This window comes from Vibrio sp. M260112 (assembly GCF_036533775.1).
Taxonomy (GTDB): domain Bacteria; phylum Pseudomonadota; class Gammaproteobacteria; order Enterobacterales; family Vibrionaceae; genus Vibrio.
In genome coordinates this window covers 16,982-30,210 of sequence record NZ_JATABH010000045.1, presented here as the reverse complement: position 1 = coordinate 30,210, position 13,229 = coordinate 16,982, and the positions used below count along the sequence as shown (strand labels likewise).

General features: G+C 45.9%; 10 protein-coding genes and 2 pseudogenes. 4 read left to right on the top strand and 8 right to left on the bottom strand.

Annotated elements, in window-relative coordinates; translation table 11 throughout:
• Positions 1-87: pseudogene (locus tag QTN95_RS16270) on the top strand (IS200/IS605 family transposase); the annotation flags it as partial.
• 82 nt (positions 88-169) lie between these two features.
• Here QTN95_RS16270 and sstT read toward each other — a convergent pair.
• The 6 genes from sstT to QTN95_RS16240 all read right to left on the bottom strand — a co-directional run bounded on the left by sstT (position 170) and on the right by QTN95_RS16240 (position 5,009).
• A complete protein-coding gene (gene sstT / locus QTN95_RS16265; protein WP_331418185.1) occupies positions 170-1,390 on the bottom strand; it encodes a serine/threonine transporter SstT in 1,221 nt (406 codons plus the stop codon).
• A 211-nt stretch (positions 1,391-1,601) separates the two neighbouring features.
• Complete coding sequence (gene rsgA / locus QTN95_RS16260; RefSeq protein ID WP_331418184.1) at positions 1,602-2,666, bottom strand: ribosome small subunit-dependent GTPase A; 1,065 nt, start codon at positions 2,664-2,666, stop codon at positions 1,602-1,604.
• Positions 2,667-2,905: 239 nt separating this feature from the next.
• Complete coding sequence (locus tag QTN95_RS16255) at positions 2,906-3,352, bottom strand: copper chaperone PCu(A)C (protein ID WP_331418183.1); 447 nt, start codon at positions 3,350-3,352, stop codon at positions 2,906-2,908.
• Positions 3,353-3,356: 4 nt separating this feature from the next.
• A complete protein-coding gene (locus tag QTN95_RS16250; protein ID WP_331418182.1) occupies positions 3,357-3,950 on the bottom strand; it encodes an SCO family protein in 594 nt (197 codons plus the stop codon).
• The gene (locus tag QTN95_RS16245; RefSeq protein ID WP_331418181.1) at positions 3,947-4,375 is read right to left on the bottom strand and encodes a hypothetical protein; all 429 of its coding nucleotides are present in this window, start codon (positions 4,373-4,375) and stop codon (positions 3,947-3,949) included. The genes QTN95_RS16250 and QTN95_RS16245 overlap by 4 nt, the downstream gene beginning before the upstream one ends.
• Before the next feature lie 94 nt (positions 4,376-4,469).
• The gene (locus tag QTN95_RS16240; protein WP_331418180.1) at positions 4,470-5,009 is read right to left on the bottom strand and encodes a GNAT family N-acetyltransferase; all 540 of its coding nucleotides are present in this window, start codon (positions 5,007-5,009) and stop codon (positions 4,470-4,472) included.
• 62 nt (positions 5,010-5,071) lie between these two features.
• Here QTN95_RS16240 and QTN95_RS16235 point away from each other — a divergent pair.
• Positions 5,072-5,647: pseudogene (locus tag QTN95_RS16235) on the top strand (HD-GYP domain-containing protein); the annotation flags it as partial.
• A gap of 18 nt (positions 5,648-5,665) precedes the next feature.
• Here QTN95_RS16235 and QTN95_RS16230 read toward each other — a convergent pair.
• Positions 5,666-6,310 (bottom strand): DUF2057 family protein, encoded by a 645-nt coding sequence (locus QTN95_RS16230; protein WP_331418179.1) that lies wholly within the window; start codon positions 6,308-6,310, stop codon positions 5,666-5,668.
• A 424-nt stretch (positions 6,311-6,734) separates the two neighbouring features.
• Between QTN95_RS16230 and QTN95_RS16225 the strand changes: the two genes are divergently transcribed.
• The gene (locus QTN95_RS16225; RefSeq protein ID WP_331418178.1) at positions 6,735-8,132 is read left to right on the top strand and encodes a tryptophanase; all 1,398 of its coding nucleotides are present in this window, start codon (positions 6,735-6,737) and stop codon (positions 8,130-8,132) included.
• Between the two features lie 351 nt (positions 8,133-8,483).
• Positions 8,484-11,033 carry a glycosyl hydrolase family 18 protein gene (locus tag QTN95_RS16220; protein ID WP_331418177.1) on the top strand — a complete coding sequence of 850 codons (2,550 nt, stop codon included), beginning with the start codon at positions 8,484-8,486 and terminating at the stop codon, positions 11,031-11,033.
• Positions 11,034-11,114: 81 nt separating this feature from the next.
• Here the strand turns inward: QTN95_RS16220 and QTN95_RS16215 are convergent, their stop codons facing one another.
• Positions 11,115-13,229, bottom strand: a complete 2,115-nt coding sequence (locus QTN95_RS16215) for a type I secretion system permease/ATPase (protein ID WP_331418176.1) — start codon at positions 13,227-13,229, stop codon at positions 11,115-11,117.

Here is a 13,229-nt window from a genome sequence, read left to right as displayed (position 1 = left end):
GGAATTAATGAAGAAATCATTCGACGTTATGTAAGACATCAGGAGAAGAAAGAGCGCGTGGAACAGCAACAATTAGCGCTGGACTAAACAAAGGCCCCCTTTTAGGGGGCTCACACAAAGCCACCTTCTTTAGAAGGTGGTAATTTACTGGTTTGGGTCAACGCTGAACTTATTTAAGTTCTTGTTTCTGCTTTGATTTACATACCGCAGCGGTAAAGACGACGTCAGTTGAGCTGTTTAGAGCCGTTTCCGCCGAATCCTGAACCACACCAATGATGAAGCCAACCGCGACAACCTGCATAGCAATCTCGTTTGGAATACCAAACAAACCACAAGCTAGCGGGATCAATAGCAAAGAACCACCTGCTACGCCTGATGCGCCACATGCTGAAATTGCCGCAACAACACTCAATAGCAATGCGGTCATAAGATCCACTTCAATGCCTAAGGTATGAACTGCTGCTAGTGTTAGCGTTGTGATAGTAATCGCGGCACCCGCCATGTTGATGGTAGCGCCAAGAGGAATAGAAACTGAGTAAGTATCTTCATCAAGCTTAAGCTTTTCACATAGTGCCATGTTGACAGGAATGTTTGCTGCACTTGAGCGAGTAAAGAATGCCGTAACACCACTTTCGCGAATACATTGCAGAACAAGTGGGTATGGATTCTCTCCAGTCTTAACCAGCACGATGAGTGGGTTAACAATCAGCGCAATGATCGCCATAGAGCTTAAAAGAACCGCGAGTAGTTGAGCGTAGCCAGCCAAAGCTTCGAAACCGGTTGTCGCCAGTGTGGAAGCGACAAGGCCGAAGATACCAAATGGTGCTAAACGGATAATAAAGCGAACGATCTGTGAAACGCCGTGGCTAAGGTCTTCAAATACTGCTTTAGTGGTGCCAGATGCGTGATGAAGCGCCAAACCAAGACCCACTGCCCATGCAAGGATACCGATGTAGTTCGCGCTCATTAGCGCGTTAACTGGGTTATCGACTAGCTTGAATAGAAGAGTGTTAAGTACTTCAGCAATGCCTTGAGGCGGTGTAGCCCCTTCTGCACCTGATACTAGCGTCAATGTGGTTGGAAAGAGGAAACTCAATGCAACAGCGGTTAACGCTGCTGTAAATGTGCCGAAAAGGTAAAGAACCACGATTGGACGCATGTAGGTATGTTGGTTTTTCTTTTGATTAGCGATCGAAGCCGCGACCAAAATAAACACAAGAATTGGTGCAACCGCTTTAAGTGCACCGACAAACAGGCTTCCGAGTAAACCGACACTTTTCGCGTGCTCTGGAGATACAGTTGCCAGACCAACACCAAGAACGATGCCAGCTAGGATCTGCAGTACCAGATTGCCACGTGCAAAGCGCGCAATGAGTGAGTTGTGTTGCATAGTTATCCCTGCAATGAATAGATTTATGAATTTATAGTCATCTCAGTTATTGCTAACTGAGTCGTTAATACTAGCGACTTGAAATAATGTGTCTAGGATTAATTGAAAAGTAGCATGAAAAATTAAGATAATTCATTTTATGTGAATTATATGTTTTAAATGTGTATTAAATTGGTAAATAACAAAAGGGGGCGAGTGCCCCCTTTATGTTTTAGTAGTCGCTCACGTGTTTCTGGTTACGGTGAGCATTTTGCACTCTCTCGTAATATTTAGTCTGTTGTTTATATGTGGCCCGTTTTTGCGCAATAGTTGCACTGTTGTGCTGTTGCTCACGGATAAGTTTAAGGTAGTTATTCAGCCTTCTTTGCTCGAGATGACCCGATTCAATCGCTTGACGAATACAGCAACCCGGTTCGTCTTGGTGTTGGCAGTCTGAGAAGCGGCATTGTGCAGCAAGAGATTCTACGTCAGAGAAGGTTTCTGCAACGCCATCGGCACAGTCAACCAACTGGAGTTCGCGCATTCCAGGAGTATCAATGAGCACTGCGCCGCTTGGCATGAAATGCAAAGAACGGCTCGTTGTCGTATGGCGCCCTTTACTATCACTCTCCCTGATTCCACCCGTTTGTTGCGCCTGTTGCTGCAACAAACTGTTGACTAAGGTAGACTTGCCGACCCCTGAAGAGCCCATAAACGCGACGGTTTTACCGCTGTTACACCAAGCAAGAAGACGTTGACACTGTTGATAGTCCAATGCATTGACTGCCTCTACCATTAGCAGAGGGTCTAGCTTTTGAACTTGTGTTTTTTTCTCATCGAGTTGCTCGGTTAGGTCTGCTTTCGTCAAGACGATAACAGGCTCTACCTCTGCTTCATGTGCGATAGCTAAGTATCGTTCGATCCGGCTGAGGTTGAAGTCATCATTCAATGAGCACACAATAAACAGCGACGTCACATTTGCGGCAATGAGTTGCTCAGAAACTTTACTGCCGGCCGCTTTGCGTTGAAAGAGCGACTGACGCTCTAACAGACGGACGAATCGCGAGTCAACATCGAGCAAAACCCAGTCACCTACCGTCATGGAAGGTAGAGACTTGTGAATTTCTAAGTTGATTTCGCCTGACTCACACAGCAACTTATATCCGCTTCGATGGTGCTCAATGACTCGAGCGGCGATTCGTTGGTGTTCGATATCTTCAAGTGTTAACTGTTGCTGAAAAAGATTGTTCCAGCCAAGTGTCGTTAATGACATTGCTGGTTGTGCTTTGGTATTCATATATGCCCCAAGCTTACAGAAAATCTGTATCTATTAATTAGATTTGCTAGGGTCTAAGACCCCGGTTTGATATACACCGGGCAATGAGAAGGGAAGGGGAGTTTTAATTAACCAAGCTTCGCCGTTCCTGCCGGGTGGGTTGTTAGTACAATCATCGTATCCTCCTATGGAACTGTTTCAGTTTTGTGCAATTCTAGCAAAAGAGGAGGGCGAATGCCCACCTCTGCTCGTCACTATTTTTAGTGCTTGTGTTGCATTCCGCTCATGACTTTTTTCACTGGTGCGGTGAGCGTGTATTGTTCACCATTCGCGAACGTGAGTTGGACGTCGATTTCTTGATTTTCCGCTAGTGGCTGTTTGAGATCGAATAACATGATGTGCAAGCTACCCGGTTTTAACTCAACTTTTCCTTTCGCAGGGATGGTAATGCGGTCAATCTGACGCATTTTCATGACTTCACCCTCTTTAATCACATCGTGAAGTTCAACCTTGCCTGCCGCTTCGGTTGTAGCAGAGACAATATAGCGCTCTTGTTCACCTCTGTTCATAAACTCACCGAATACGGCGCTCGTAACGGCTGTTGGTGGCGTCGCGCGCGCATAAGCGTGATGTGCCATGATGTCCATTTTAGCGTGAGCCAGTGGGCTTAGAACCAATGTTGCTAGTAAGAGGGCTTTAAGTTTCATTCAACTATCCTTCTGAGATAACAGTTTTAAAGGTTTCGACCAGCGGAGCTGGTGTCAGTGTGTGTGGCACTTTGGTAATCAATGTGCCATCTGGTTTTAGGAAATAGAAATAAGAGCTGTGATCGAGCGTGTATTTCAACTGCGAGTTTTCTAACTCGGTCTTGCGAAAAATAACGCCATATTTATGGGCAAGCGGTGTCGTTACTTCAAGTGGCGCAGATACCCCCTCGATCATCGGGTGGAAATATTGTGCGTACTTGTAAGAATCAGAGGCGGCATCACGCTCCGGATCAAGGGAAATAAATATTGGCCGAAACTGTTTTTTCACCTCGTCATCGACTTGGTTTAACGCCCCCGCTAACATGGCAAGCGAAGTTGGACAAACGTCAGGACAGCGAGTGAAGCCAAAGTAAACAACGCGTATACGTGAATCCTGGCTGTCGAACAGGTCAACAGTCTGATTATTTTCTCCAAATAACACCACCTTCGAATCAGATTGTTCTACTGACGCTGATTTAGGTTGTTGATCAAGGTAGCTTTTTAGCCCAAAACCGAGCACAAATGCGACGACTAAAATTAACGACCAATTACGACTCATCGTTCCATCCTTATTGAGGTTTTTATTGATTCTTTGCTATCGCTGACCGTACCATACCAAGTCATTGCCCCGGTTGTGCAAACAGGCAGGATTATCTGACCAGAAAAGCCACCTTGTGGGGTTTTATCCAGCTTGAAGACCACGGTTCCCATGTCCATTTCATACCCTTGCAGGGACAAGAGAAGATATTCACTGTCGGATTGCGGCCAAGTAACATCGATTTGGGTTGGGACTAATGGCTGACTGGTATCTTTGTTGACATATATCGCCACTTCGTTATGTTGGCAGCTGTTGGTTGTTAGCAAACAGTATTGATCAAGAGAAATTGATTGTTTAGTCGATTGGAACCAAGAAATTAGGTCACTGGCAAAGAAACCGCCACCAAGAGCGGCAATGATTAGCAGTAACTTTGCAATGGTAGGCATGATGTCCATCTCTAGGATTTATAGCGAGTGCAATGCTAGCACATAACGCCATAAATCTATGAGATAACGAGTAAAAATGTGCTCATTATCAAGCCTAGCGAGCTGGACTGTTCTTGATGCCATAGATGGCGTGATCGAGAATACGTGATCCAATTTTCTCCTGATTAGTCAGGATTCCTTCTAACGTCATTCCGACCCTTTCAGCCACCTGCCGACTGGCTTGGTTATCTACTGCAGCAGAAAGTTGTACTTTCTCTAGCTGTAGTTGCTCAAACGCATATGTAATCAGGAATGTGACGACTCGAGTCATGATTCCTTTGCCTTGATGGTGCTGAGATAGCCAATAGCCAACTTCAGCACATAGCGTATCGTAATTGATGCTGTTGAAACTGCAGTTTCCAACCAGTTCTCCCCGATAGAAAATCGCACAAGTCATAGATTTTCCATCTGCATACTCGTGCAACGCTCGTTGAACAAATAGGCAAAAATCTTGCTCACTATTGCAGTGCTGAGGCCATGCCAACCATTGTGACAGATAGTCTATCTGTTCTTGAATCAATGATGTGTACTGTGGTGCGAACGACTCTTGGACAAGGGCAATAGAAATATCGTCATCAATTTTTTGGCTAAACATAGTGTCTCATTTGCATATTTGTTTAGGTTTAAACTAACAGACTTAAAAGGTGATTGCTATATGCACAGATTGTTGATGCGAAGAGTTCGTTCACCTATCAGCATTCGTTACACGTAGCCCAGCTGACCGAGTTTATGGCTCGACAACTGGGGTATTCCAACCAAACTAGTCGAACGCTTTATCTCGCTGGTCTGATTCACGATATTGGCAAGCTTAAAACGCCAAGCTCTACCTTGCATAAACCGAGTGCACTGACTGATGAGGAGTATGCGTGTATTAAGCGCCATGCTACGGACTCTAGGCATGCGTTACAAAGTATGTTTACTAACTCGAAAGTGATTCTGTGGGCCTCTAACCACCATGAGAGACTTGATGGGTCAGGTTATCCTCTAGGACTGACAGCCGAAAGCTTAGATGGCCCTAGCCGACTGGTTGCGGTTGCAGACGTTTTTCAAGCACTCACTCAGTCGAGACCCTATCGAGCAGGTTTGCCGCTGGAGAATGCAATCAGCATTATTGGTGACTTAGTTGATAAAGGAAAGTTAGATAAGCAAGTGTTTGGCTGCTTGGTCACGAACGCCGCAGAGTGTTACCGAATCTCAATTGGGCAGTCTTACGATGAGCCAGCGGTCGCATAGCCGCTGGCACAGATGAAATTACTGCTTGTTGATAAAGGCTTTGAAGCGAGCTTGAGTCTCCGCGTCGGCCTTGCTGTACCAAAAATGGAGCATCTCTTCAGCGGTATTGTCTCCAACTTGAACGTTTTTCTGATCCAGTTTAGCTGGAAGAGTGACGGCAACCACTGCGGTAGTTGAAACTGCCGCAACTCCGCCTCTTCGGTTGTAATCCGCCAGTTCAATTTGATGGTTGCGTCCAATCTGCATACCATCTTTCACCAGTTTGTCTTGCTTCATTTCGATCGCTTGCCCACTGGTATCGATCAATGCCCATTCAAGGTTACGAATTTGCTTCGCGCCGTCGTGCTCGTTGCGATATTTAGGTAAGTCAAACTCGAGCTGAGTATCACTTGCGGTAAAGGTACCAATGATGGGATCGCTTTCTAGAATGATGCGGTCTTTGCCTTGATCGAAATAGGGCTGGTACTTGAACAAAATTTGGTTTTCACCATCGGGTAGGGTCAGGGTCTTGGTGGCTGAAAAAATACTGCCAGAGACATCGGGTTTACTGTCGTTAACCACCAAAACATCAATGGTGTCTGGAATAGCGATTGTGACATCCGCAGCAGCAGTAGCGCTGATACCTAGCGTTACAGCGGCAAGTAGTGTTGTTCTAATTTTCATTTTTGTTTCCTAGTAAACAGGCATTTATTGTTTAAGAGAGTGCCTAGCTCACTCAATGATTTCAATAAACAAATGTGAGAAGTTTGAAAAATTCATCAAAGCATAATGTCACTTATATGAGTGCGCGTTGCGAGTGATAAATTTGAGCTACGTTTCACGGTAACTGGTGTTTTGTTTCCGCTATACTCAATGAAGTGTTCAATGAATCAGGAGGATGATGCTGTGGCATATACAAATATGTTAGACAACAGACTAGTGTTGTCGTCATGGTATAACATTGACTACACCCTATCTTTACTCAATAAAGAGTCAACGTTTCGTTAATTCCCTCAGGTGCGCTCGCGCCTAATTAAATACATCTTAACTAAACTCATTCGCGACATGACATCGCGAATCGAACAGATCTATCTAAAGGAAATTCACAATGAAACGTATCCCAGAACCTTTCCGTATCAAAATGGTTGAACCGATCAAAATGACGACATATGACGATCGTGTTAAAGCGTTGAACGAAGCGGGATTAAATCCATTTTTGCTTAGAAGTGATGACGTCTATATCGACCTGTTAACCGACTCTGGAACCGGTGCCATGAGTGATAATCAGTGGGCCGGTCTCATGATGGGGGACGAATCGTATGCTGGTAGCCGTAACTACTACAATCTTTGTGCCGCTGTGGAACATTTCTTTGGCTATAAGCTTACCGTTCCTGCCCACCAAGGGCGTGGTGCTGAACAGATTCTATTTCCGGCGCTGATCGAACGTATGAAAGCCGTACGTGGCGGTAAAGATCCGGTTTTTATCTCTAATTATCACTTTGATACAACGGCGGGTCATATTGAGTTGAACGGTGGCAAGGCAATCAACGTGGTTGATAAACATGCCTTTGACACCGCTACGCCATATGATTGGAAAGGTAACTTTGATCTCGACAAGCTCCAATCCACTATTGCTGAATATGGTGCTGAAAACATCTGTGCCATCATCACTACGGTTACGTGCAACAGCTCGGGTGGTCAACCTGTCTCGATGGCAAACATGCGTGCTGTCTATGAGATTGCGGCAAAGAATGATATTCCAGTGGTGATCGATTCCGCACGCTACTGTGAGAATGCCTATTTTATAAAGCAACGAGAAGCGGGATATCAAGATAAGTCGATTTTAGAAATCATTCGCGAAATGTACCAGTACGGCGACATGCTGACGATGTCTGCGAAAAAAGATCCAATGGTGAATATCGGTGGTCTGTGTTGTATCCGAGATCATGAAGAGTTGTTTCAGGCCGTGCGTACCCGCTGTGTTCCAATGGAAGGGTTCGTTACTTATGGCGGTATGGCGGGACGTGATATGGAGGCCTTAGCTCGTGGTCTGTATGAAGGTGCTGATGAGGACTATCTTCACTATCGTATCAGTCAAGTCGCCTATTTGGGTGAACGACTAAGAGAGGCAGGTATCCCTATCCAGTACCCAACGGGTGGACATGCAGTCTTTGTCGACGCTGCGAAGATTCTTCCACATATCCCAGCCGATGAGTTTCCAGCTCAGGTACTGTGTAATGCTTTATATCTAGAAGCCGGAATTCGAGCTGTCGAGATTGGTTCATTATTGTTAGGTCGTGATCCTGCTACTGGTGAACAGAAAGCATCGGAGCTCGAGCTAATGCGTTTGACGATTCCGCGCCGCGTCTACACCAACGATCATATGGATTACATTGCGGATGCGATTATCGAGTTAAAAGAGCGTGCACATGAGCTAAAAGGGCTTACTTTTGAATATGAACCGCCTGTTCTTCGTCATTTCACGGCGCGGTTTAAGTCGAAATAGTCCGTAAATTCTTGCAAATTTTGCTACTAAATAACTGCCGTACTCTTTGAGTGCGGCAGTTTTATGTATCTCTTTGTTATTGATAAATAGATTTATAGCCTGAAAATTATCTAACAGATCTATCACTATAATACTTAATGCTAACTGTTGGTTTTTGGGACAATGTCTTCTTTGAGATGTAATAACTTGATAACAAATTGTTAATTTCTGACTTTCACTCGAAAGTCGTAGTTATCGTCATACCTAAATGACGGAAGTTTCTTAAATACTTGTCGGGATGTTCTCTGTTTTGTGGGGAGCAGATTGAACTCTAATTTTAGAGTCGACAAACAAGGAATGAGAGAAATAGGTATGAATCGTATAACTTTGTGTGCCGCGAGTATCGTATTGGCGATGTCGGGCATAGCAGTGGCGGCGCCTGCAGTGCCGATAGTGGATAAAAATGGTTCGAATGATCTTCAGTTTTCGAAAATTCAATTAGCAATGGAAACCACTTCTGGCTATGACCAGATGGTCCAATATAGCGAACTGGTCGACATCGCTATTCAGTTTAACCAGTGGAGTAGTAGTGTTACCGGTGACACGTATAAGATCTACTTTGATGGTCAGCAAGTCGCGACTGGTCCGATTAATGGCGCACAAACCGTTGCTAGCTTCACCTATAGCCAAGCTGGTCGTTACCAGCTTACCGTTGAAGCATGTGACGCTACAGTCTGTAGCACCAGTGACCCCGCAGAGATCGTTATTGCTGATACTGATGGCGCTCATTTAGCTCCGTTGCAGATGAACATTGATGCCAATAATAAGTCTTATAATACCGACCCTAATACCGTCGTCGGTACTTACTTTGTAGAGTGGGGTATTTATGGTCGAGACTTCACCGTAGATAATATTCCAGCGGATAACCTTACTCACATTCTTTACGGATTTATCCCAATTTGTGGCCCGAATGAGTCACTTAAAGCGGTAGGCGGAAATAGTTTCCAAGCGCTTACTACCGCTTGTCAGGGAATGTCTGACTATGAAGTTGTCATTCACGACCCATGGGCTGCTTATCAGAAAAGCTTCACTCAGGCAGGCCATGAGTACAGTACGCCAATCAAGGGCAACTACGGTATGTTAATGGCGCTTAAACAGCGTAATCCAGATCTTAAAATCATACCTTCAATTGGTGGTTGGACACTTTCCGACCCATTTTTCGACTTTACCACCAAAGCCAATCGAGACACTTTTGTCGCCTCTGTAAAACGATTCCTGAAGACATGGAAGTTCTATGATGGCGTTGATATTGACTGGGAATTCCCGGGTGGTGGCGGTGCCGCTGCGGATTTAGGTGACCCAGTTAATGATGGTCCTGCTTATATCGCTTTGATGCAGGAACTGCGCGTTATGCTTGATGATCTCGAAGCGGAGACTGGACGCACTTATGAACTGACGTCTGCGATTGGTGTTGGCTACGATAAGATTGAAGATGTCGATTATGGCAATGCAATTCAATACATGGATTACATCTTTGCCATGACCTATGACTTCTATGGTGGTTGGAACAATGTTCCAGGACATCAGACGGCGCTTTACTGTGGCACATTTATGCGCCCGGGCCAGTGTGATGGTAGCGGTGTTGATGAGAATGGTGAAGCATACAAAGGTCCGGCATACACGGCAGACAATGGTATTCAAGCACTGTTGGCACAGGGTGTTCCAGCTAACAAACTTGTGCTGGGTGCGGCGATGTATGGCCGTGGCTGGGACGGTGTGACTCCGGATACCTTGTCCGATCCAACTGACCCAATGACAGGTACAGGTAGTGGTCCTCTGACAGGCACTACTGCTCAAGGTGTCTGGGAAGCGGGTGTGATTGATTACAAAGGCATTAAGTCGTACATGTTGGGTGCGGATAATACTGGCATTAATGGCTTCCAGTATGGTTATGATGATCAAGCACAAGCACCGTGGGTATGGAACCCAAGTACTGGCAAATTAATTACTTTTGATGATTCGCGTTCTGTGATTGCTAAAGGTAACTATGTACGTCAACTTGGTCTTGCTGGTCTTTTCTCTTGGGAACTGGATGCAGATAATGGTGATATCTTAAACGCAATGCATGAGGGTTTGGCTGACGGTAGTGTAACGCCTGATAATCGCAATCCAATTGCTCGCGCCGGAGCGGATGTTACGGTTGTTGGCCCTGCAAGTGTGACACTTGATGGCAGTGCTTCTAGTGATAGTGATGGCAGCATCGTTAGTTACCAGTGGACACAGACGGCGGGTACGTCTGTCAGCCTGAGCGGAGCGGCCTCAGCTTTAGCAAGCTTCGATGTTGTTGAAGTAACTCAAGCGGAAACACTTTCATTCCAATTGAGCGTTACTGACAACGAGGGTGCGGTCGCCACTGATACCGTCAATGTTACTGTTAATCCAGCCGATCAGCCAGTTAAAAACCACGCTCCTGTAGTAGAAGTTTCGGCACCTGCTAATGCAAGTCAGGGGGATGTGGTACAAATTACCGCCTCAGCAACAGATGCAGATAATGATCCTCTTACTTACAGCTGGCAAATCCCGGCGGGTCTGGAGGCGACGATCAACGGAGCGTCAGTGAGTTTTGTTGCGCCAGAGTATAGCCAGGATACTTCATTGATATTCACTGTGTCGGTTAGTGATGGTCAGGCTACGACGGCGGCATCAAGTACGGTTGTTGTCGCTGCCTCAACGGGCACTGGTGGTCAGTGTGACAACTTGTGGGATGCAACCATTCCTTATCCAAACTCAGGTACTCAGGTAGTATGGGAAGGTTATGTGTGGGAAAACAAATGGTATGCAAACATTGGAGAGAACCCATTGAACTCCGGACAATGGGGAGTGTGGAAACAAGTCGGTATCGCTGACTGCTCTGCACAATAACTTAGATCAATAGTTATTTAAATGAAAAGCCATTCGGTTCCGAATGGCTTTTAATGGTGTAAATTTAGCCAGAACAACTAACTAGTTGACGGCTCTCACTTTACCTTGCTTCAGATTATTAAGAACTTCCGATTTCGGACCGTCTGCAATGATACAGCCTTTTTCCATCACAATGACGCGGTCAACCACATCAAGCATCGACGTCTTGTGGGTAATTAAAATCAAGGTTTCACTCGCCTTAAGTTGGGCTAGTTGCTGCTTAATGTGCATTTCTGAGCGGTTATCCATCGCACTGGTAGGCTCATCCATCAGCAATACTGGAGGACGACCGAGCAGTGAACGGGCAATGGCTACTGCCTGACGTTGACCGCCAGATAGCAACATACCACCTTCACCGACTTGTCTCTCTAAACCGGCAGGGTCCTGCTGAGTAAACACGGTAACACCAGCACGGTTCGCTGCATCGAGTACATCACGGTCGTCTGCTAACGGTCGACCAAGAGTAATGTTGTCGCGGATACTGCCATAGAACAATTGACTATCTTGCGGCACACAGCCAATGTTACGGCGAATATCAATATGGTGCAGCTGATCAATATCGGTGTCATCGATACGTACATGACCTTCGGTCGGCTTGTAAAGCCCCATAATCAATCGCTCTAGCGTGGTCTTACCGGAACCTATTCGACCAATAACGGCGACTTTTTCACCTGGGTTGATGGTCAAACTTAAATCACGGATAGAGGCTATTGGTGAATCTGGATAGTGGAACGTCACCTTATCCAGTTCTATCTTGCCATGGATGATAGGGCGGTGAATGTAACGTTTACCTTGTTCTTGTTCATCCGGCATCGACATCACCTGCTCAATGATGGTCATTGACGATTTTGCTTGGTTGTAGCGGGTCGATAGCAAAGACAGTTGGACCATAGGACCAATTGCTCGGCCACTGAGCATAGTCGCCGCGATTAGGCCACCCATTGTTAGGTCTCCTTCTGCGATCAAGTAAACACCCAGTATAATCATACCGACGTTGGATGCCTGTTGAACGAAGCCTGCGGTATTTTGAATACCATCTGTGATTCTGCGGCTCTTAATGTTCCAGTTCGCCATGTGAGCCACTGCTTCTTCCCAGCGGAACTGGAACTGGCTTTGTGCACCAAACAGTTTGACCGTTTCTAGGCCAGACAAGCTCTCAATCAGGTTGGCATACTTCTGCGACGCTAAGCGTGAGCCCTCTTCGATGGTGTGTCGAAGCGGACCTTGGATCAGTAGTGAGTAAATAACCAGAATTAATACACCGACGATAGGCACGATCACCAAGTTACCTGCCATCAGCCAGATCAAGATCAGGAACAGAATCGCGAAAGGCAGGTCAATCAAAGAGCCTATAGTCGCCGAAGTAAAGAACTCACGAATCGATTCAAACTCCTGCAAATGTCGGGCGAAGGCACCGACAGAAGCCGGACGAGCTTCCATTCGAATTCCCATTACCTTGCTGAACAGTTTCGAGGAGATCAGTATGTCGGATTTCTTACCGGCTACATCAATAAAGTAGCTGCGCAGTAACTTGAGTGTTAAGTCAAACAAGAAGATGACAAAGATACCGCTGGCCAAAACCCACAAGGTTTCAAACGCTAGGTTAGGCACGACTTTGTCGTAGACCAAACGAGTAAACATTGGCGCGGCGATGGCGAATAAGTTGATTAGAACCGAGGCGATAAGTACATCGCGATAGATCTTTTTCGATTGCCAGATAGTTCCCCAAAACCAGTGCCCTTCACGCGTCTTGAGTACTTCTGGGGAGCGTTCGTCATAGCGGAACTGCTTTTTAACCAGAAAGTAGCGTCCTATGTAGAGCTGTTCCAATTCCTTGAGTGGAATTGAAATGGGTACCAAGCCTGACGCTCCGGTTACGATTTCGGCTTCGCTGCTATCGTCATTAATGCTGTTCAATACACAAGCATCGCCACTTTTAAGTATCAACACCACCGGAAGGACTAATTGAGATATGTCGGTCAATGCCGATCGGTTTTCTTTCGCTACTAAGCCTGCGCGTTCAGCGGAACGCGGGAAAAGAAAAGGGGTTAGCTTACCGTCTGAAAGCGGTAAGCCATTGATGAGTGCCTCTGGGGAGTTTGCTAAACCGTAGTATCGACTGACGTAGATAAGCGAGTTTAATAGCGGATCCTGCAT